The following is a 19,154-nucleotide window of genomic DNA, read 5'->3' on the forward strand; positions in this document are numbered from 1 at the left end:
ATCACTCCGGTCGCACTGATCGTGACAGCAGGGCCGTGGTGACCTGCTCGATGCTCGCGCCGTGATCCACCACCGCCACCACGGCGCGGGTGATCGGCATGTCCACCCCCAGCCGCTCGGCGAGATCAGCCACGGCCCGGGCGGTGGCCACGCCCTCGGCGGTCTGGCCCACCTCGGCCACGGCCTGCTCGATGCTCAGCCCGCGCCCCAGTGCCAGGCCCAGACGATGGTTGCGGCTGAGCGGGGAGGCGCAGGTGGCCACCAGGTCGCCCATCCCGGCCAGGCCCGCGAAGGTCTCCCGGGTGCCGCCGAGCGCCACCCCGAGCCGGGTGATCTCGGCCAGGCCCCGCGTGATGAGGGAGGCGGTGGTGTTGTGGCCGTGGCCGAGGCCCGATGCGGCTCCGACGGCGATCGCGACCACGTTCTTCACGGCCCCGGCGATCTCCACGCCCATGACGTCGGTGGAGGTGTAGGCCCGCAGGTAGGGGGCGTCGCACCAGCGGGCGAAGGTGCCGGCCAGTTCCTCGCTCGGTGCGGCGACGACGGTGCCGCAGGGACGGCGGTCGGCGATCTCCGCGGAGAGGTTCGGGCCGGACAGCACCCCCACCAGGTCCTGGCGTGCTGCACCGGCCTGGATCAGCACCTCGCTGATGCGGGCATCGGTGCCGCGCTCGATGCCCTTGGTCAGGGACAGCACCGGAACAGCCGGCAGACCGCTCGCGAGTCCCGGCTGTTCCCGCCAGGAGGAGAGGGTTGCGCGCAGGGACTGGGCAGGCACGGCGACGACCAGTCCCTCGGCTCCGTCGAGCGCGTCCTGGATCCGCGAGGTGGCGGTGACAGAGGCGGGCAGTTCGTGCTCGCCCAGGTAGCTGTGGTTGGTGTGGTGCTCAGTGATCTCCTCGGCCACCTCCTCGCGGCGGGCCCACACCACCACATCGTTGCCGGCGTCCGCGAGGACCTGCGCGAAGGTGGTGCCCCAGCTGCCGGCGCCCAGTACTGCCAGTCGAGTCATGATCGCTCCTGTCGTCGAGGCCTTCGCTGCCGGGGGTGGCCCTCCTCGGGCCGGTACGCGTCCTTGCGCGGGTCGTATCGCCGGGCGGGAGGCTCTTCGTGCCGCAGCTCAGCCAGCATCTGGGTGATCGTGTCCATCAGCTCTGCGGTGATCCGCACCGCGGCCTGCTGAGTGCTCTCGCCCTCGGAACGCTCGGCACGGATCGGCTCGCCCACCCGCACCATCACTCGCCGGCCGGGACCGGGGCGAGGGACCGTCGAACCCTGCGGCCACAGCAGGTGGGAGCCCCAACAGGCCACGGGGATCAGCGGCACCTGGGTGTCCAGGGCCAGACGGGCCGCCCCCAGACGGGCCTGCATCGGCCAGGAATCGGGATCACGGCTGTAGGTGCCCTCGGGGAACACCATGATCATCTCGCCACGGCGCAGGGCCGCCCGGGCCGCATCGAGCGCGTCGGTCGAGCGGGACGTTCCGCGCAGCACGGGGATCTGCCCTGTGCGACGGATCAGGGTGCCGAGCACGGGGATGCGGAACAGTGACTCCTTGGCCAGGAACCGCGGCGCGACACCGGCGGCGTGCAGCAGGTGCCCGTAGGCGAAGGCGTCGAAGGGGCCCAGGTGATTGCCGCAGACGACGGCCCCGCCAGGGCGCTGCAGATGCTCGGCTCCGGCCCAGACGGGGCGGGCGAGGATGCTGAGAGCGGGGCGCAGGACGAACTGGAGCGCCCCGATGATCGCACCAGAGCGTCGCTCGGGCGGGCGCGCGGCCCCCAGGTCCCAGCTGCGCGCGATGGCACGCCGACCGCGCGGCCCCCGCAGGGGCCCGGCCGGCGACCTGGTGCGCATCAGCGGGAGGGGTGCTCGGTGCCCCGCCCCAGGGCCTTGCGCACCGCCTGCGACCCGACCGACCGGACCGGGCGACCGCTGGTGAGGGTGCGGCGACGCAGGGTGGTGGGTGACCGCCGCGCCAGGGTGTTGACGGCGGCGGCATGCATCAGGCGGCGCGGGCCGTACTTCAGCCGACCGCGGATCGAGCGGTACTTCACCGCGGTGGTGACCTGGAGCAGCTGACCGCCGGGCAGCAGCGCCACCCCGATGCGCACCTGCAGGTCCTCGTCGTCGTCGCGGATCAGCGCTTCGCTGCCCACCACCTCATCTGCCAGGTACTCCTTGGCAGGCGGGGGCACCATGTCCAGCAGGCGCACGGCCTCGTCGCGCAGCGCGAGCAGGCCGCGCCTGCCCAGCGGCGTGTTCTCGTGGGAGAAGATCGCCTCTGCCCACACGCGCGGATCGGTCTCGTCCACACCGCGGGTGGGGACGATCACCACGTCGCAGTAGTCCGGCACGGGGATGTCGCGCAGGGCCAGCGAGGTGGAGGCCGTGGTGTGACCCTCGGTCATCTCAGTCCTCCCAGAACTCGGCCCCGAGCGCCGTAAGCTTCTCGCGGAACTGCTCGTAGCCGCGGTCGATCAGGTCGATGCCGTGGATCGCGGAGACGCCCTCCGCGCCGAGCGCGGCGATCAGGTACGAGAAGCCGCCGCGCAGGTCCGGCACGGTGATCTCGGCACCGTGGAGGGTCTTCGGTCCGGAGATCACTGCGGAGTGGTTGAAGTTGCGGCGGCCGAAGCGGCAGCTGGAGCCGCCCAGGCACTCGCGGTACACCTGGATGTGGGCACCCATGTCGTTCAGGGCCGAGGTGAAGCCCAGGCGGTTCTCGTACACCGTCTCGTGGACGATGGAGATGCCGTCGGCCTGCGTGAGCGCGACCACGAGGGGCTGCTGCCAGTCGGTCATCAGCCCGGGGTGGACGTCGGTCTCCACCGCGATCGCCTTCAGCGGCGTACCGGGATGGTAGAACCGGATGCCCTCCTCGGAGATGTCGATCCCGCCGCCGATCTTGCGGAAGGTGTTCAGGAACGTCGCCATCGGCTTCTGCTGGGCACCGCGCACGAACACCGAGCCCTTCGTCACCAGGGCCGCGCAGGCCCAGGAGGCGGCCTCGATGCGATCCGGGATCGCCACGTGCTCGTAACCGCCCAGGGTGTCCACACCCTCGATGATGATGGTGCGGTCGGTCTGCACGGAGATGATCGCGCCCATCTTCTGCAGCACGGCGATCAGGTCCTCGATCTCGGGCTCCACCGCGGCGTTGGTCAGCTCGGTGACGCCCTCGGCCCGCACAGCGGTCAGCAGCACCTGCTCCGTGGCGCCGACACTGGGGTACTCCAGATGGATGTTGGCGCCGTGGAGGCCGTCCGGCGCGGTGATGTAGATGCCCATCTCACGCTTGTCCACCACGGCACCGAAGCTGCGCAGCACGTCGAGGTGGTAGTTGATCGGCCGGTCACCGATGCGGCAACCGCCCAGGTCCGGGATGATCGCCTCGCCGAGCCGGTGCAGCAGGGGGCCGCAGAACAGGATCGGGATGCGGGAGCTGCCGGCGTGGGCGTCGATGTCGGCCACGTGGGCCTTCTCCACTGCGGAGGGATCCATGCGGATCACTCCGCTCTCGACGTCGCGCTCCACCTTGACGCCGTGGACCTTCAGCAGTTCACCGACGATCTGGACGTCCCGGATGTCCGGGACAGACCGCAGCACGCTGGGCTGCTCCCCGAGCAGGGCGGCCACCATCGCCTTGGAGACGAGGTTCTTCGCACCGCGCACGGTGATCTCGCCGTCGAGGGTGTGGCCTCCACGCACATGGAATGTCGAGCTCATAGTGTCCTTGCTCCGCTGGACGAGCGCCGCGGCGCCCGCTTGTTTGACCGGCTCACCATACCGGAGCACCCCGCTCGCGGTCCGCGAGGGATCTCTCAGGCATCCGTCCGGTCGGTCCGGCCGCGTCCACTCCTTCGGCCTGCCACTGGGGCGTGACACGGACGGTGTCACACCCCACTCGGTCAGGCGGACTCGGCGTTGCGGGCAGGGAGGGTCTTGGGGAGCCAGGAGGGGCGACGCGCCTCGAAGGCGGTGATGTCGGCCTCATGGCGCAGCGTCAGGCCGATGTCGTCCAGGCCCTCCATCAGCCGCCAGCGGGTGTAGTCGTCCACGTCGAAGCGGAAGGTCGCATCGGCCGCATGGACCTGGCGCTCCACCAGGTCCACGGTGATCTCCGTGCCGGGGGTCTCCTCGAGGATCTTCCACAGCTGCTCAATGTCGTCCTGCGCCAGCTGCGCTGCGACTAGCCCCTGCTTGCCGGCGTTGCCGCGGAAGATGTCAGCGAAGCGCGAGGACAGCACGGCCTTGAACCCGTAGTCGCGCAGCGCCCACACGGCGTGCTCGCGGGAGGAGCCGGTGCCGAAGTCGGGGCCGGCCACCAGCACGGAGCCGGAGCGGTAGGCGTCCTGGTTCAGCACGAACTCGGGGTCGTTGCGCCAGGCGGAGAACAGGCCGTCGTCGAAACCGGTCTTGGTGACGCGCTTGAGGTACACGGCGGGGATGATCTGGTCGGTGTCGACGTTGCTGCGGCGCAGAGGGACACCGATACCGGTGTGGGTGGAGAAGGCTTCCATCGGGATGCTCCTGGGGTCTGTTGGTTCGAAGGTCCGGTCGTACCTTGTGGCAGGGTCCTCGCGGGTGTGGCGCGAGGGGCTGCTCAGGCCACCGTGACGAGGTCGGAGGGGGAGGACAGGGTGCCGCGCACGGCGGTGGCGGCGGCCACCACCGGGGAGACCAGGTGGGTGCGGCCGCCCTTGCCCTGACGCCCCTCGAAGTTGCGGTTGGAGGTGGAGGCGGCCCGCTCTCCCGGCTTCAGCTGGTCGGGGTTCATGCCCAGGCACATCGAGCAGCCGGCCTGGCGCCACTCGGCACCGAAGTCGAGGAAGTCGCGGTCCAGTCCCTCCTGCTCGGCCTGCAGGCGCACGCGCGCCGAGCCGGGCACCACCAGCACCCGCACCTCGGGGTGCTTGGTCTTGCCGCGGATGACATCGGCGAAGGCGCGCAGGTCCTCGATGCGACCGTTGGTGCACGACCCCATGAACACGGTGTCCACCTTGATGTCCTTCAGCGGGGTGCCGGGGACCAGGTCCATGTACTCCAGTGCGCGCTCGGCCGCGACGCGGGCGTTGTCCTCGGCGAAGTCCTCGGGCGCGGGCACGGCGGCGCTCAGCGGCAGGCCCTGGCCGGGGTTGGTGCCCCAGGTGACGAAGGGCTCCAGCTGGTCGGCGTCGATGGTGACCTCGGTGTCGAACACGGCGTCGTCATCACTGCGCAGGGTGCTCCAGTACTCGACGGCCTCGTCCCAGGCCTCGCCCACCGGGGCGTGGGGACGGCCCTGGACGTAGTCGAAGGTGGTCTGGTCCGGGGCGATCATGCCCGCGCGGGCACCGGCCTCGATGGACATGTTGCAGATCGTCATGCGCCCCTCCATAGAGAGGTCACGGATCGCCTGGCCGCGGTACTCCAGCACGTAGCCGGCGCCGCCGCCGGTGCCGATCTTCGCGATCACCGCGAGGATGATGTCCTTCGCGGTGACACCCGGCTTCAGCGAGCCCTCGATGTTGATGGCCATGGTCTTGAACGGGGTCAGCGGCAGGGTCTGGGTGGCCATCACGTGCTCCACCTCGCTGGTGCCGATGCCGAAGGCTAGAGCCCCGAAGGCACCGTGGGTGGAGGTGTGGGAGTCGCCGCACACCACGGTGATTCCGGGCATGGTCAGGCCCAGCTGCGGGCCCACCACGTGCACGATGCCCTGGTCCTTGTCGCCCAGGGAGTGGATGCGCACCCCGAACTCCTCGGCGTTGCGGCGCAGGGTCTCGATCTGCGTGCGCGAGGTGATGTCCGCGATCGGCTTGTCGATGTCGATCGTGGGGGTGTTGTGGTCCTCGGTGGCGAGGGTCTGGTCCACCCGGCGCAGGGCGCGGCCCTCCTGCCGCAGGCCGTCGAAGGCCTGAGGGCTGGTGACCTCGTGGATCAGGTGGAGGTCGATGTAGAGCAGATCCGGCTCGCCGTTCTCTCCGCGGCGCACCACGTGGTCCGCCCAGACCTTCTCCGCCAGCGTTCCCGCCATGGATGATCCTTCCCCGCGTCCGGATCGCGGACGCCTGCTGTTCGTGCGTCCGGGATACGGACGCGTTGCTGCCATCACCCGAGTGCCGGGTGCACCACGCCATCCTGCGGCGAATCCCACTCCCCGACACTTGCGTCTCACAGACTAAGACGGGCAGTATCGGACCATGGACACCACATCGACGGAGAACGGCAGTGGCGTCGGCGTTCTCGACAAGGCCGCGATCGTTCTCAGCGCCCTCGAGGCCGGCCCCGCCACCCTGGCCCAGCTCGTGCAGTCGACGGGCCTCGCCCGCCCCACCGCCCACCGTCTCGCGGTGGCGCTCGAGTACCACCACCTGGTGACCCGCGACATGCAGGGCCGCTTCGTGCTGGGCCCGCGCCTGGGGGAGCTCGCCGCCGCCGCCGGCGAGGACCGCCTCCTGGCCGCCGCCGGGCCCGTGCTGGCCGCACTGCGCGACCACACCGGGGAGTCCGCTCAGCTGTACCGCCGCCAGGGAGACCACCGCATCTGCGTGGCCGCGGCCGAGCGCCCCATCGGCCTGCGCGACTCCGTGCCGCTGGGAGCGACCCTGACCATGAAGGCCGGCTCAGCCGCGCAGATCCTGCTGGCCTGGGAGGAACCCGACCGACTGCACCGCGGCCTGCTGGGCGCCCGCTTCACCGCGACCCAGCTCTCGGCCGTGCGCCGACGCGGATGGGCACAGTCCATCGGTGAGCGCGAGCCCGGCGTGGGATCGCTCTCCGCCCCGGTCCGCAGCTCCAACGGACGCGTGGTGGCGGCGCTGAGCATCTCCGGCCCCATCGAGCGCCTCACCCGGCAGCCCGGCCGCCTGCACGCCACCTCGGTGATGAGCTCTGCGAACCACCTCACCGAGATGCTGCGCCGCGCGGGAGGCTGAATCAGGCCCTCCCGGTCCGGTCAGCCACTCCTGGTGCGCCTACGCCCTCTCGACCCAGACGGGGGTGTGGGCGAACCTGAGCACGGTGACCAGCTGGCGCGGAGCAGCGATCCGATCGGAGTGTCGGGGATCCTTCTCCCCCGCCACCACCATCATCGACGCCCCTTCGCTGGCCTGCACCAGTTCCCTCGGGGAATCGCTGGTGGGGATGGTCACCCCCTGCACCTCGACACCGGGATGCGTGCGCGCAATCTCATCCCGCACCTCGGCCAGGACCTCCTGGGCCCGCTGCTCGTCCGCGTCCGCGCGGGCAACCAGCTGGATGGGGCGGCCGTAGCAGGCGGCGAGCTCAGCTGCCCGCAGGGCGGCCTCCTGGCCTCGCGGATGGTGGATCAGACCGATCGGGCCGTCGACATCAGGCCTGCCTCGCACCACCACCACGGGACAGTGCGCCCTGGCGGCGAGTGCGAGGCTCTTGGAGCCGACGATGATGGCGAGCAGCCTCCCCAGCCCGCGGCCTCCCACCACGATCACCTCGGAGCGGGCACTGGCCCCCACCAGCACGGGGACGGGGTTGCCGTCGATGATCTGCGAGGTGATGGTGAGCTCGGGGCGGAGCTCGCGTGCGATCGCGACAGCGTCCTCGATCAGGCCGTCGGCCGCACCCCGGATCCCCGACCCGGTTACGCCAGGGATAGGGTCGGTGTTGACATCGAGTTCGGTCCAGACGAAGGCGTGGACCAGGTGCAGGTGACCACCGATCACATGGGCGTGGTGAGCAGCCCAGCGGACGGCATCGTCCGCTTCTGGTGAGTCGAACACACCGACGGTCACGCGCGGAGTTGTGACGGGGCTCATACAACGACTGTACGCCGGAGGCCGCGCGGGCGCACCGCTTCTGGTCCTTGTGGGCGCCCGGTCCCGCACATGAAGAAGGAGCCGGCGCCCATGGCAGCCGGCTCCTGCTTCCTGCTGGTACCCCGTACCGGATTTGAACCGGTGTTACCGCCGTGAGAGGGCGACGTCCTGGGCCGCTAGACGAACGGGGCTCCACACCCTGCACAGAACCCTGTGACAGAGAGCAAGTGCAGCCCCGAAGGACTGCACTTCGTACCCCGTACCGGATTTGAACCGGTGTTACCGCCGTGAGAGGGCGGCGTCCTAGGCCGCTAGACGAACGGGGCGCGGCCGGATCGACCGAAGTCGATCAGCGCTGGGGTACCTGGACTCGAACCAAGAACAACTGAACCAGAATCAGCCGTGTTGCCAATTACACCATACCCCATGGTCAGAGCACGTTTTCAAGATCTTCTCGGCGGTGATCCTCCTGAGGCGGAGGGCTCGTGGCCGGGCTTCTCTCGGAAGCGTACCGGGAGACGACTCTAGCGAATCCTCGGCCGCATGACAAAGCGAAAGGGCCGTTCGGCCGTGTGAGGCTGCGCACCCAGTGCACCTCACGCGGCCGAACGACCCGACCGGCGGGGCTCAGGCGGCCAGGCGGTCCCGCAGAGCGCGCAGTCGCACGAGGCTGGAGGGTTTGCCCAGCAGCTCCATCGACTCGAACAGCGGCGGGGAGATGCGGCGGCCGGAGATGGCGCTGCGCAACGGCCCGAAGGCCAGGCGCGGCTTGATGCCCATGTCCTCGACGATGGCGGTGCGCAGCACGTCCTCGAGTGCGGCAGCGGTGAAGGAGTCCTCCGGCACCGCCTCGACCTCGGTCACGGCGCGATCCAGCACCGCAGCAGGGTCGTCCCCGATCTTCTTCAGGGCGTCGTCCTCGACCACCAGGGCCGCGTCGTCCACGAACAGGAAGCGCAGCAGGTCCGGGGCCTCGCCCAGCAGGTTCATGCGCGTCTGGACCAGCGGGGTGGCGGCGGCCAGCAGAGCTCGCTGCTCGGCGGTGACCGTCTCCCCCAGCACGCCTGCCTGCTGGAGGTAGGGGATCATCCGCTCGGTGAGCTCGGCCTCGGGCAGCAGGCGGATGTGGTCGGCGTTGATGGCGGTGGCCTTCTTGATGTCCACGCGGGCGGGGTTGGGGTTCACGCCGGTGGCGTCGAACCTCTCCACGAACTGCTCGCGGCTGAACACGTCCTGGTCGGCGCTGTAGCCCCAGCCCAGCAGGGCCAGGTAGTTGACCATGCCCTCGGGCAGGAAGCCCTGCTCGCGGTACAGGAACAGATTGGACTCGGGGTCGCGCTTGGAGAGCTTCTTGTTGCCCTCCCCCATCACGTACGGCAGGTGGCCGAACTCCGGGATCCTCTCGGCCACGCCGATGTCCATCAGGGCGCGGTACAGGGCGATCTGGCGGGGGGTGGAGGACAGGATGTCCTCGCCGCGCAGCACGTGCGTGACGCGCATCAGGGCATCGTCCACCGGGTTCACCAGGGTGTAGAGCGGCTGGCCGTTGGCGCGCACCACCACGTAGTCGGGGGTGGAGCCGGCCTTGAAGGTGATCTCCCCGCGCACCATGTCGGTGAAGGAGATGTCGACGTCGGGCATCCGCAGGCGCCATGTGGGCTCACGACCCTCTGCACGGAAGGCGGCCTTCTGCTCCTCGGTGAGCTCGCGGTCGTAGCCGTCGTAGCCCAGCTGCGGGTCACGGCCGGCGGCGACGTGGCGGGCCTTGGTCTCCTCAGCGGTGGAGTAGGACTCGTAGATGTGCCCGGCGTCCTTGAGCTTGGCGATCACGTCCTGGTAGATCTCGCCGCGCTGGGACTGACGGTACGGGCCGTGGGGGCCTCCCACCTCGACACCCTCGTCCCAGTCGATGCCGAGCCAGCGCATGGCGTCCAGCAGCTGGTGGTACGACTCCTCGCTGTCGCGGGCGGCGTCAGTGTCCTCGATGCGGAAGATCAGCTTGCCGCCGTGGTGGCGGGCGTGGGCCCAGTTGAACAGGGCCGTGCGCACCATGCCGACGTGCGGGGTGCCGGTGGGACTGGGGCAGAACCGTACCCGCACCTCCTCGGGCTCAGAGGTGGTGGGGGTGACGGTGTCGCCGGTGGTGGTCACGCGGGATGCTCCTCGATGGGGACGGATGTATGTGGTCGATGCAGGTGCGGCGCCTGGGGGCGCGCCGGAACGGTGGTTCGTCGGATCGGTTCGCCGGTGCGGGGTCGTTCAGCGCCGCACGACGGGGTTGGTGAGGGTGCCGATCCCTTCGATGGTCACGTCGATGCTGGATCCGGCCTCGACGGTGCGCACGCCGGCGGGGGTGCCGGTGAGGATCACGTCACCGGGAAGCAGGGTCATCACCTGGGAGATCTCGGAGACGATCTCCTCGATCGAGCGGATCATGTCGGCGGTGGTGCCGTCCTGGGCGCTCTCACCGTCCACGCTGGAGGTGATCGACAGCGCGGAGGTGTCCAGGTCGGTCTCGATCCAGGGGCCGATCGGGCAGGAGGTGTCGAAGGCCTTGGCCCGCAGCCACTGCTTCTCCTCGCGCTGGGCATCCCGGGCGGTGAGGTCATTGGCGCAGGTGAAGCCCAGGATCGCTGAGCGCACCTGTTCGGGGGTGAGGCCCTTGCTCATCCCCTTGATCACCACGGCCAGCTCGGCCTCCAGGCTCACCTCCTGGCTGTAGGCCGGCAGCACCACGGGATCGCCGGGACCGATCACGGAGGTGTTGGGCTTGAGGAAGTACAGGGCCTGCTCGGGCACCTCGTTGCCCAGCTCGGCGGCGTGGGCGGCGTAGTTGCGGCCCACGCACACCACCTTGGAGCGGGGGATCACGGGGGCCAGCAATCGCACGTCCTCCAGCGGAAGGATCGTGCCGGTGGGGCGGATCTCTGTGTACAGGGGATCACCGGTGATGCCGTAGACCATCTCGCGGCCATCCTTGGACTGGACGATGCCGTACATCGGGTCGTCACCGGTGGTGAATCGTGCGATACGCATGGTGGCCAGTCTAGGTGGTGGGGATACTGGCCCTCATGATCGAGCTCACCGATATCTCCTGCCCCGGTTCCGGAGGCTGCGGTTGCGGCAGCGGCGGAGTCTGCGGCTGCAGTGCAGGCACTTCTGACACCACCCATGATTCCGTCCTCGGGGCCCTGGAGCAGCTGCAGGCGGGCTCCTCGATGGTGCTGTTCGCCGACCGCGAGCCGCATATGCTGCTGGCGCGGATCGACGAGCGCTTCGGCGATGCCGTGAGTTGGGAGTACGACTCCCGGGAGGTGGGCGATATCCGCCTGCGCTTCACCAAGGAGACCTGACCGACCCGCATCGCCCCCACTTCCGCTCCCCCATCCGACCAGCTATAGTTGAACCATCAACCACATTTCGGCGCGGCAGGACGTGAACCCGTGAGCACCACCCACAGCACCACCGTCAACCCCTCGACGATCACCTTCGGCCTGGACACCTTCGGCGATGTCACCCATGGCCTGGACGGCACCCCCGTGGCCCCTGCCCAGGTGATCCGCAACGTCCTGGCCGAGGGCGTCCTCGCCGACCAGGTGGGCATCGACCACTTCTCCATCGGCGAGCACCACCGCCCCGATTTCGCCATCAGCGCCCCGGACACCGTGCTGGCGGGCCTGGCCACCCGCACCGAGCGCATCACCCTGGGCACCGCGGTGACGGTGCTCAGCTCCGACGACCCGATCCGGGTGTTCGAGCGCTTCTCCACCCTGGATGCCCTCTCCAGCGGTCGCGCCGAGATCACCATCGGCCGCGGCTCCTTCACCGAGTCCTTCCCCCTGTTCGGCTACGCCCTGCAGGACTACGAGACCCTGTTCGAGGAGAAGATCGACCTGCTCTCCACGATCCTCCCGCAGAAGCCGTTCAGCTGGTCCGGTAGCACCCGCCCGCCGCTGAAGGACCAGTCGGTGCACCCGCGGGCCGAGCGCACCATCCCCACCTGGGTGGCCGTGGGCGGCAGCCCGAACTCCGTAATCCGCGCCGCCCGCTACGGCTTCCCACTGATGCTCGCCGTGATCGGAGGCCAGGCCGAGCGCTTCGCCCCCTACGTGCAGCTGTTCCACGAGGCCAACGAGAAGCTCGGCAACCCCGCCCTGCCCGTGGGCGTCCACTCCCCCGGCCATATCGCCACCGACGACGACACTGCGCGCGACCAGCTGCGCGACGCATGGCTGGCCACCCGCAACCAGCTGGGACGCGAGCGAGGCTGGGGCCCGGCCGGCCCCGGCGAGTTCGACGCCGAGGTGGAGCACGGCGCGCTGTACGTGGGCTCGGTGGAGACCGTGGCCCAGAAGATCGCCCACACCGTGCGCACGCTCGGCGTGGGCCGCTTCGACCTCAAGTACGCCAACGGCACCGTGGCCCACGAGCACCTGATGCAGTCGATCGAGCTGTACGGCACCCAGGTGATCCCTCGGGTGCGCGAACTGCTCGCGAGCTGAGGCACTGCCCCGGTCGGCTGGGCGTAGGTCCCGGGGTGCACGGTGGCAGAATCCTCGGCATGGCCCCGGACCTGACCCCGCACGCGCTCGATGACGGGGACGTCCTGTACGCGACGCCCACCCGGGAGTACCGCAGGCTGCTCCAGGGGACCGTCCGAGCGATCCAGGTGCTCGCGGTGGCCCTGCTGGTGATCACCGGGGGCGCCGCGATCTGGGCACTCGTCGCGAGCGAGCGTTCGGACGGTGCCCTGTTCGCTGTATTCATGGTGATCCCGGCCCTGGGATCCCTCCTGCTGCTGGCCCTCACCCCCCGGATCCTTCGCACGCTGCATCGCACCGTATTCGTGGTGACCACCGAAGGGCTCACACTCACACCTCTGCACGAGTCCTCGCGGCATGTGCCCTGGGATGATGTCGACCACCTGGCCCAAGAGGAGAGCTCGAGACTGCGCGGCGCCCTGGTGGTGGCGACCACCGACGGCGAGCGCATCACCGCGACCGGCACCGGCCCCGCCAGTGCCATCAGCTTCGCGCCTCTTCCCGCTCGCCTCGCACGCAACACCCGAGGCGCACCCGCTCCGCACGTTGCGGCCCACGCCGCACTCGACCTGTATCGCAGCGGCGCGTTCCACCGTTGATGCACCGTCGCGACGGGTTCTAGAGCTGGCGGTCCGCTTCCTCTGCGGGATCGTGCACCCTCCCGCTCGAGGCACCCGGATCCTCGTCCTCGATGATCTCGGTGATGCGACGCACGCCTTCGGCGAACTCCGGATGGGTGCGCAGGTTGTGGACGGTCTCGTCGTCCCTGCCCGAGTAGGCGGGAAGGATCTCGTCGTGGACGACGCGACCGGGCCGCGGTGACATAACGATCACACGGTCCCCGAGGTATACGGCCTCTTCCACGCTGTGAGTGATGAAGAAGACGGTGTCCTTGCGCAGGTGGTGCAGCACCAGCAGGTCGCTCTGCAGGCGGCGACGGGTCAGGGAGTCCAACGCACCAAAGGGCTCGTCCAGCAGCATGATCTGCGGGCTGTTGGCCAGCACGCGGGCGATCTGGCAGCGCTGCTTCATGCCCCCGGACAGCTCGTAGGGCTTGGAGTCGGCGAAGTCGGCCAGGCCCACCATCTCCAGGTAGCGGTCCGCGATGCGAGTGCGTTCCTCTGCGGGGACGCCCCGGTACTTCGGGCCCGCCTCCACATTGCGTCGCACGGTCCACCACGGGAACAGGTTGGGCTGCTGGAACACCACGCCGCGCTCCGGCGACGGACCGGTGACGGGCGCGCCGTCGACCGAGACGGTGCCCTCGGAGGGGCTGAGGAAGCCGGCCAGCATCCGCAGCAGCGTCGTCTTGCCGCATCCCGAAGGGCCCACCACAGTCACGAAGGATCCGGCCTCGATGTCGAGGTCCACACCGTCGAGCGCGGTCACCTCCGCACCGGCGTCGGTGAGATAGCGGTGTGTGATCGATTCCAGTCTGATACCGCCGCCTGCCTGCTCGTTCTGAGCGTCGGTGCTCATTCGGCGACCTCCTGGACGGCGTCGCCGTAGACCCGTTCGGCGTAGTGCTCGGGCGAGTGCGCCCCGGTGCTCTGCCGCACCTGGGCCAGGAACTCGGCGGTGGAGGCGATCGACTCGGCCGCTCCCCCGCCCATCCATTCCTCACCGGCGAGGTCCTCGGCGGTGAGGTAGGTGTAGCCGGACATCTGGTCCAGCGCCACCGCCGGGGTGATGCCCAGCTGCGCGGAGATCGATTCGGCTGCCAGTTCGGGGTCCTCGATCACTCTTTGAGCCGCGTGGTCCTGCATACGGGTCCACATCAGCATGAACTCGGGTTCGGCCTCGATGAACTCATCTCGGGCGGTCTGTGAATATTCGCCTCGCTGGGGTCCGCTGATCGAGGGTTCGGGTGCCACGTCGCTGCCGTAGCGGTGGCGTCGTTCGGGACCACCAGTGGTGTCGTTGGGGCCGCTCTGTCTACGCTCCTTCCGCCGTGTGTATAGGGCACGCGGCGGAAGGAGCAATCTGGAATGGTACGGAAGATCAGGGCGAAGCTGGTGCTCCAGCTGCGCGCAGAAGGTCTGTCGGGGCGAGCGATTTCGTCCTCGCAGGGCATGTCCCGCAAGTCCGTGAGGGCGGTGTTCGAGGCCGCTGACGCTGCAGGGATCGGGTGGGGCGATATCGCGGACGTCGCCGATGAGCAGGTGTATGCCCGGTTGTTCCCGGGCCGGGGCGAGCACGAGAGCGTGTTCGCACAGCCGGACTGGGAACAGGTCCATCGAGAGATGGCCAGGGTCGGCGTGACGCTGAAGCTGTTGCACGGCGAGTACTTCGACGCGACCACGGCGGCTGGGGATCCGGCGATGGGGTATGACCGGTTTTGCCGCACCTACCAGCACCACGTCATGGTCACCGGTGCCGCTTCGAGAGTCGGTCACAAGGCCGGCCAGAGCGTGGAGGTCGACTGGTCCGGCCCCACGATGGAGCTGGCCGATCCGGTCACCGGCGAGGTCTCGAAGGTGTTCTTGTTCGTTGCCTGCCTGCCTTTTTCTCGTTACGCGTTCTGCTTCCCGGCGCTGGATATGCGCCAGGAGTCCTGGCTGCGAGCGCACGTAGCGATGTTCGAGGCGCTGGGCGGGACGGTCCCGAGGATCGTTCCGGACAACCTCAAGACCGGTGTGGTGAAGCACCCCCGCGAGGGCGAGATCGTCCTGAACGATGCGTATCGCGAGATGGCAGCGCATTACTCGGCGGCGGTGCTCCCGGGGAGGGTGCGGAAACCGAAAGACAAGGCGAGCGTGGAGAACACCGTCGCGCACGTCGCGACCTGGGTCATCGCCGGGCTGCGGGATCAGCGATTCACGTCCCTGCCCGAACTTGCAGCCGCCATCGGGCAGCGGATGGAGGCCTATAACGCGGAGCCGTTCCAGAAGCGGCCCGGATCCCGCGCCAGCGTGTTCGACGCGGAGGAGCGGCCGCTGCTGACGCCGCTGCCGGCGGTGCCCTACGAGATCTCGACATGGCACTACGGACGACGAGTGGGCAGGAACGGGCACGTCACGTTCGCGCGGAACTTCTACTCCGCGCCGTTCGCGCACATCGGCGCGAAGGTCGATCTGCGCATCACGGCCCGGACGCTGGAGATCTATCAGGGCAGCCAGCGACTGACCAGTCACCTGCTGCTCCCGGAGACCGCGAGCAATGAGTACCGCACCAACGACGCGGACCTACCTGCGGGCGAGCGTTTCCAGGCCTGGGACGCGCAGAGGGTGCGGGCGTGGGCAGATCGGGTCGGGCCGGCCACGGTGATCGTGATCCAGCGGATCTTCGAGTCCGTGCCGATCGTGGAACAGGGCCTGGATCCCGCGTTGGCGGTGCTACGGCTCTCTCGCCGCTTCTCCGTAGATCGGGTCGAGGCGGCCTGCGCACTCGCGCTGACGGGACGGGTCCGTTCACCGCGCTATGCGCATCTGCACCCGATCTTGGCCACCGGGCAGGACAAGGTCGCCGCCCTGCGTCCACCCCGCGAGGAACCCGCGGAAGACGGCGGATACGTCCGTGGCGCCGACTACTACGCCGGAGGTGTCCGGTGAGCGTGATCGATAACGACACGAAGCGGAAGCTGCGCGAGATGGGCGCGACCGCGCTGCTGGACGCGATCGATGCCCAGGATGAGGCTCACGTGCTGGGGATGTCGTTCCAGGAACGGCTCCAGCTGATCGTGGACGAGGCGCATTCCATCTTCAATCATGGAAAGGTCGAGGGTCTGATCCGCCGGGCGGGGCTGCGTTATCCCGGAGCGGACCTGCGGCGGCTGGATCTGGTCGAGGAACGGGGACTGAACCGGAACGTGATCGCGCAACTGGCAACCTGCTCCTTCATCCAGCGGCAACAGAACGTGGTCTTCCAGGGCTTCACCGGCTCAGGGAAGTCCTACCTCGGCTGCGCGCTGGCGAAGCAGGCCTGCCAGCACCGGCTCCGAGCCCACTACATCCGAATGCCCGACCTCGAAGAGGCCTGGGCCCTGGCAAAGGACAAGCCGCAGGGCCAGACGAAGTTCCTGCGGAAGTACTCCACGTTCTCGCTGCTGGTGATCGACGAGTGGCTGCTGGACCATCCTGACGAGGGAATGCGTTCGATGCTGCTGGAACTGCTCGAGCGCCGCTATGACACCGGCTCGACCGTGTTCTGCACCCAGTACCCGAAGAAGGACTGGCACGCCCGGCTCGGTGGAGCAGTCCACGCCGATGCGATCATGGACCGCATCGTGCACAACACAATCTGGATCGACACCGGCGACAGGAACATGCGAGAACACACCGCACTGCCCCAGTGACCCGATGCCGGCGGGAGCCAGTGGTCCCCACCGCGGCGGCTACTGGCCCCCGTCGGCACGATCGGCGGTCCCCAAGAGCAAGATTCGGTGGCTCCCACGACTACGAATACTCAGTCTGCATGTCGAAGGTGACGAAGCCCTGCTCTGCGGCCTCGGCGCTGTCGATCACCACGGTCCCGCCGATGTCGGTGAGCTCGGTGAGTGTGGGTTCCCAGGTCCAGGCGGCATCGATCTGTCCGGCGCGGGCCGCGGCGGGCATCTTGTCATTGGTCAGGTTGATGACCTCGACCTGCCCTTCGATACCGGCAGCCGAGATCATCGACAGCAGCACGTAGTGCGGGGTCGCGCCGAAGGTGACCGCCACGCGCTTGCCGGCGAGGTCCTCGATCGACGTGATCTCCTCGTCGAAGGCCACCAGGGCCTCGGACGACCCGATCACGTCGGGCACCCAGACCAGGGAGATGGGGAGGTCCAGGGGCGGGCTCATGGCCTTGACCCCGGCGGAGGAGCCGTAGATGCCGATGTCGATGGAGCTCGATCCGAACGCCTGGATCACGTCGTTGCCACCGTTGAAGCGCAGCCATTCGATCGTGGCGTTGATTCCTCGTGCTCGGAGCGGCCGTCGGGCTCAAGCTCTTCGAGGGGCGACTGAACATCATCCCGCCCAGCCGTCACATCAAGCTCAAGGAGACCGAGCTGCCCGATCACCGCATCACCGACCGCTGATCTCCGAGTCCGCACCATCCCGCACTGACCACCGATAGACCTTCAGGGAAGGAACACCACCCATGTCCGACACCAAGCGTCACCTCATCGTCGGCGGCGTCGCCGGCGGCGCCTCCACCGCAGCCCGACTCCGTCGCCTGGACGAGAGCGCCGAGATCATCATGTTCGAGCGGGGACCCCACGTCTCCTTCTCCAACTGCTGCCTGCCCTGGCACCTCTCCAGCGCGATCCCCGAGGCCGACAACCTGGTGCTCATGTCCCCGCCGCAGTTCTGGGCCCAGTACCGCATCATCGCCCGCACCGGCCACGAGGTCACCGCTGTGGACACGGCCGCCAAGACCATCACCGTCAAGGACATGGCCACCGGTGAGGAGAGCACCGAGAAGTACGACACCCTCACCCTCTCCCCCGGCGCCGCACCGATCCGTCCACAGATCCCCGGCATCGACTCCGACCACGTCTTCACCGTGCGCAACGTCCCGGACATCGACGCCCTGCAGCGGTTCGTCGTCGGCAACGATGCGAAGGACATCGTGGTCATCGGCGGCGGCTTCATCGGCCTGGAGGTCGCGGAGAACCTGGTGCACGCCGGCCGCAAGGTGGCCCTGGCCGAGGCGCTGCCGCAGGTGCTCGCCCCGGTGGACCCGGAGCTCGCCGCCGTGCTGCACAAGGAGCTGCACGACAAGGGTGTGGACCTGCGCCTGGCCGACGGTGTCGCCGAGATCCGCGAGAAAGAGGTCGTGCTGACCTCCGGCGCGGTGCTCCCGGCCGACGCAGTCGTCATGTCCATCGGTGTGCGCCCGGAGACCGAGCTGGCCAAGGCCGCGGGCCTGGAGATCGGCACCACCGGCGGCATCAAGGTGGACGAGAACTTCCAGACCTCCGCCAAGGACGTGTACGCCGTGGGCGATGCGATCGAGGTGAGGAACCACATCACCGGTGAGCCGACCCGTCTGGCCCTGGCCGGTCCGGCGCAGCGGCAGGCCCGTATCGCCGCAGACCACATGTACGGTCGCCCCACCCGCAACCGCGGCGTGATCGGCTCCTCCGTGGTCCAGGTGTTCGACTACACCGCTGCCTCCACGGGCCTGAACGAGGAGCAGGCCAAGGCAGCAGGGCTCGACTACGGTTTCGTGTACGTGATCCCTGCGGACTCCGTAGGCATCATGCCGGACTCGAAGCCCATGTTCTTCAAGCTGCTGTTCGAGCGTCCCTCGGGTCGAGTGCTGGGCGCTCAGGCCGTGGGCAAGGGCGGCGCCGACAAGCGCGTGGACGTGGTCGCCACCCTGATCATGATGGACGGGACGCTGGAGGACCTCGCGGACCTGGAGCTGGCGTACTCGCCGCTGTACTCCACCGCCAAGGACGTGGTGATCCACGCCGCCCTGGTGGGCCTGAACGTCCTGAACAATGAGTTCGAGCAGGTGCCGGTGACGGCGGTGCGAGGCCTGGTCGAGCAGGGCGCCTTCATCATCGACGCGCGCGAGCCCGATGAGTTCGAGGCCGGCCACATCACCACCGCGGTGAACATCCCGCTCTCGCAGTTCCGCGACCGATTGGACGAGATCCCGGAGGACCGCGAGGTGTACGTGCACTGCCGTTCCTCGCAGCGCTCGTACAACGAGGTCCGCGCCCTGCAGCAGCTGGGCAGGCCCAACGCGGTGAACATCTCCGGTTCCTACCTGGGCATCTCGATGGAGCAGTACTTCGACGATCAGGCCTCCGGGCGCGAGCCGATCGTCACCGAGTACAACTTCACCTGACCTCGGCGGGCTCAGCCTGTCGATCCGGCGTGGTCCCGGCTCCGTGGGGAGC

19 protein-coding genes and 3 tRNA genes are annotated in these 19,154 nt (G+C 68.8%); 7 read left to right on the top strand and 15 right to left on the bottom strand.

The window, feature by feature from the left end:
* Position 1: 1 nt before the first annotated feature.
* The 6 genes from JOD52_RS08935 to leuC form a co-directional block, all read right to left on the bottom strand.
* The gene (locus JOD52_RS08935) at positions 2-1,012 is read right to left on the bottom strand and encodes an NAD(P)H-dependent glycerol-3-phosphate dehydrogenase (protein ID WP_204409563.1); all 1,011 of its coding nucleotides are present in this window, start codon (positions 1,010-1,012) and stop codon (positions 2-4) included.
* Positions 1,009-1,857 (bottom strand): lysophospholipid acyltransferase family protein, encoded by an 849-nt coding sequence (locus JOD52_RS08940; protein ID WP_204409565.1) that lies wholly within the window; start codon positions 1,855-1,857, stop codon positions 1,009-1,011. Before JOD52_RS08940 ends, JOD52_RS08935 begins: the two co-directional genes overlap by 4 nt.
* Positions 1,857-2,411: a DUF2867 domain-containing protein gene (locus JOD52_RS08945; protein WP_204409567.1), complete on the bottom strand. Its 555-nt coding sequence runs from the start codon at positions 2,409-2,411 to the stop codon at positions 1,857-1,859. Before JOD52_RS08945 ends, JOD52_RS08940 begins: the two co-directional genes overlap by 1 nt.
* Before the next feature lies 1 nt (position 2,412).
* On the bottom strand, positions 2,413-3,729 hold the full coding sequence (murA, locus tag JOD52_RS08950; protein ID WP_204409569.1) for a UDP-N-acetylglucosamine 1-carboxyvinyltransferase: 1,317 nt from the start codon (positions 3,727-3,729) through the stop codon (positions 2,413-2,415).
* Between the two features lie 182 nt (positions 3,730-3,911).
* Positions 3,912-4,523, bottom strand: coding sequence for a 3-isopropylmalate dehydratase small subunit (gene leuD / locus JOD52_RS08955; protein WP_204409570.1), 612 nt, complete (start codon positions 4,521-4,523; stop codon positions 3,912-3,914).
* An 83-nt stretch (positions 4,524-4,606) separates the two neighbouring features.
* Positions 4,607-6,019, bottom strand: a complete 1,413-nt coding sequence (gene leuC, locus JOD52_RS08960; protein ID WP_204409572.1) for a 3-isopropylmalate dehydratase large subunit — start codon at positions 6,017-6,019, stop codon at positions 4,607-4,609.
* Positions 6,020-6,185: 166 nt separating this feature from the next.
* Here leuC and JOD52_RS08965 point away from each other — a divergent pair, with 166 nt between their 5' ends.
* Positions 6,186-6,920 (top strand): IclR family transcriptional regulator, encoded by a 735-nt coding sequence (locus tag JOD52_RS08965; RefSeq protein ID WP_017824143.1) that lies wholly within the window; start codon positions 6,186-6,188, stop codon positions 6,918-6,920.
* Positions 6,921-6,959: 39 nt separating this feature from the next.
* Here the strand turns inward: JOD52_RS08965 and JOD52_RS08970 are convergent, their stop codons facing one another.
* The 6 genes from JOD52_RS08970 to JOD52_RS08995 all read right to left on the bottom strand — a co-directional run bounded on the left by JOD52_RS08970 (position 6,960) and on the right by JOD52_RS08995 (position 10,814).
* On the bottom strand, positions 6,960-7,778 hold the full coding sequence (locus tag JOD52_RS08970; RefSeq protein ID WP_204409573.1) for a universal stress protein: 819 nt from the start codon (positions 7,776-7,778) through the stop codon (positions 6,960-6,962).
* Positions 7,779-7,893: 115 nt separating this feature from the next.
* Positions 7,894-7,969 (bottom strand) — tRNA-Glu (locus JOD52_RS08975).
* 62 nt (positions 7,970-8,031) lie between these two features.
* A tRNA-Glu gene (locus JOD52_RS08980) sits at positions 8,032-8,104 on the bottom strand.
* Between the two features lie 29 nt (positions 8,105-8,133).
* Positions 8,134-8,205 (bottom strand) — tRNA-Gln (locus JOD52_RS08985).
* A 200-nt stretch (positions 8,206-8,405) separates the two neighbouring features.
* Positions 8,406-9,929, bottom strand: a complete 1,524-nt coding sequence (gene gltX / locus JOD52_RS08990; protein ID WP_017824145.1) for a glutamate--tRNA ligase — start codon at positions 9,927-9,929, stop codon at positions 8,406-8,408.
* 108 nt (positions 9,930-10,037) lie between these two features.
* Positions 10,038-10,814 (bottom strand): fumarylacetoacetate hydrolase family protein, encoded by a 777-nt coding sequence (locus JOD52_RS08995; RefSeq protein WP_017824146.1) that lies wholly within the window; start codon positions 10,812-10,814, stop codon positions 10,038-10,040.
* A gap of 35 nt (positions 10,815-10,849) precedes the next feature.
* On the opposite strand from JOD52_RS08995, the gene JOD52_RS09000 reads away from it, so the two are divergent.
* The 3 genes from JOD52_RS09000 (at position 10,850) to JOD52_RS09010 (ending at position 12,918) form a co-directional block, all read left to right on the top strand.
* On the top strand, positions 10,850-11,131 hold the full coding sequence (locus tag JOD52_RS09000; RefSeq protein WP_017824147.1) for a DUF2249 domain-containing protein: 282 nt from the start codon (positions 10,850-10,852) through the stop codon (positions 11,129-11,131).
* A gap of 90 nt (positions 11,132-11,221) precedes the next feature.
* A complete protein-coding gene (locus JOD52_RS09005; protein ID WP_204409574.1) occupies positions 11,222-12,280 on the top strand; it encodes an Atu2307/SP_0267 family LLM class monooxygenase in 1,059 nt (352 codons plus the stop codon).
* 59 nt (positions 12,281-12,339) lie between these two features.
* Positions 12,340-12,918 carry a hypothetical protein gene (locus JOD52_RS09010; protein ID WP_204409575.1) on the top strand — a complete coding sequence of 193 codons (579 nt, stop codon included), beginning with the start codon at positions 12,340-12,342 and terminating at the stop codon, positions 12,916-12,918.
* Between the two features lie 19 nt (positions 12,919-12,937).
* Here JOD52_RS09010 and JOD52_RS09015 read toward each other — a convergent pair whose 3' ends face one another.
* Together JOD52_RS09015 and JOD52_RS09020 are read right to left on the bottom strand one after the other, a co-directional pair.
* Positions 12,938-13,798: an ABC transporter ATP-binding protein gene (locus JOD52_RS09015; protein WP_204409576.1), complete on the bottom strand. Its 861-nt coding sequence runs from the start codon at positions 13,796-13,798 to the stop codon at positions 12,938-12,940.
* Positions 13,795-14,193, bottom strand: a complete 399-nt coding sequence (locus JOD52_RS09020) for a hypothetical protein (RefSeq protein WP_204409578.1) — start codon at positions 14,191-14,193, stop codon at positions 13,795-13,797. Before JOD52_RS09020 ends, JOD52_RS09015 begins: the two co-directional genes overlap by 4 nt.
* Positions 14,194-14,307: 114 nt before the next feature.
* Here JOD52_RS09020 and istA point away from each other — a divergent pair, with 114 nt between their 5' ends.
* Together istA and JOD52_RS09030 are read left to right on the top strand one after the other, a co-directional pair.
* Positions 14,308-15,870 (top strand): IS21 family transposase, encoded by a 1,563-nt coding sequence (istA, locus tag JOD52_RS09025; RefSeq protein WP_204408388.1) that lies wholly within the window; start codon positions 14,308-14,310, stop codon positions 15,868-15,870.
* The gene (locus tag JOD52_RS09030) at positions 15,867-16,613 is read left to right on the top strand and encodes an ATP-binding protein (protein WP_338124028.1); all 747 of its coding nucleotides are present in this window, start codon (positions 15,867-15,869) and stop codon (positions 16,611-16,613) included. Before istA ends, JOD52_RS09030 begins: the two co-directional genes overlap by 4 nt.
* Positions 16,614-16,713: 100 nt before the next feature.
* Here the strand turns inward: JOD52_RS09030 and JOD52_RS09035 are convergent, their stop codons facing one another.
* Entirely contained in the window at positions 16,714-17,214 is a 501-nt protein-coding gene (locus tag JOD52_RS09035) for an ABC transporter substrate-binding protein (RefSeq protein ID WP_338124129.1), read from the bottom strand.
* Positions 17,215-17,401: 187 nt separating this feature from the next.
* Here JOD52_RS09035 and JOD52_RS09040 point away from each other — a divergent pair, with 187 nt between their 5' ends.
* Positions 17,402-19,102, top strand: coding sequence for an FAD-dependent oxidoreductase (locus JOD52_RS09040; protein ID WP_204409582.1), 1,701 nt, complete (start codon positions 17,402-17,404; stop codon positions 19,100-19,102).
* Positions 19,103-19,154: the final 52 nt, after the last annotated feature.

This window comes from Brachybacterium muris (assembly GCF_016907455.1).
Classification (GTDB): Bacteria; Actinomycetota; Actinomycetes; order Actinomycetales; family Dermabacteraceae; genus Brachybacterium; species Brachybacterium muris.

What these genes read in the sequence shown, in the direction of transcription:
- JOD52_RS08935 (WP_204409563.1), bottom strand. Translation starts at nt 1,012, where the DNA reads ATGACTCGACTGGCAGTACTGGGCGCCGGCAGCTGGGGCACCACCTTC.
- JOD52_RS08940 (WP_204409565.1), bottom strand. Translation starts at nt 1,857, where the DNA reads ATGCGCACCAGGTCGCCGGCCGGGCCCCTGCGGGGGCCGCGCGGTCGG.
- JOD52_RS08945 (WP_204409567.1), bottom strand. Translation starts at nt 2,411, where the DNA reads ATGACCGAGGGTCACACCACGGCCTCCACCTCGCTGGCCCTGCGCGAC.
- murA (WP_204409569.1), bottom strand. Translation starts at nt 3,729, where the DNA reads ATGAGCTCGACATTCCATGTGCGTGGAGGCCACACCCTCGACGGCGAG.
- leuD (WP_204409570.1), bottom strand. Translation starts at nt 4,523, where the DNA reads ATGGAAGCCTTCTCCACCCACACCGGTATCGGTGTCCCTCTGCGCCGC.
- leuC (WP_204409572.1), bottom strand. Translation starts at nt 6,019, where the DNA reads ATGGCGGGAACGCTGGCGGAGAAGGTCTGGGCGGACCACGTGGTGCGC.
- JOD52_RS08965 (WP_017824143.1), top strand. Translation starts at nt 6,186, where the DNA reads ATGGACACCACATCGACGGAGAACGGCAGTGGCGTCGGCGTTCTCGAC.
- JOD52_RS08970 (WP_204409573.1), bottom strand. Translation starts at nt 7,778, where the DNA reads ATGAGCCCCGTCACAACTCCGCGCGTGACCGTCGGTGTGTTCGACTCA.
- JOD52_RS08995 (WP_017824146.1), bottom strand. Translation starts at nt 10,814, where the DNA reads ATGCGTATCGCACGATTCACCACCGGTGACGACCCGATGTACGGCATC.
- JOD52_RS09000 (WP_017824147.1), top strand. Translation starts at nt 10,850, where the DNA reads ATGATCGAGCTCACCGATATCTCCTGCCCCGGTTCCGGAGGCTGCGGT.
- JOD52_RS09010 (WP_204409575.1), top strand. Translation starts at nt 12,340, where the DNA reads ATGGCCCCGGACCTGACCCCGCACGCGCTCGATGACGGGGACGTCCTG.
- JOD52_RS09015 (WP_204409576.1), bottom strand. Translation starts at nt 13,798, where the DNA reads ATGAGCACCGACGCTCAGAACGAGCAGGCAGGCGGCGGTATCAGACTG.
- istA (WP_204408388.1), top strand. Translation starts at nt 14,308, where the DNA reads ATGGTACGGAAGATCAGGGCGAAGCTGGTGCTCCAGCTGCGCGCAGAA.
- JOD52_RS09040 (WP_204409582.1), top strand. Translation starts at nt 17,402, where the DNA reads ATGTCCGACACCAAGCGTCACCTCATCGTCGGCGGCGTCGCCGGCGGC.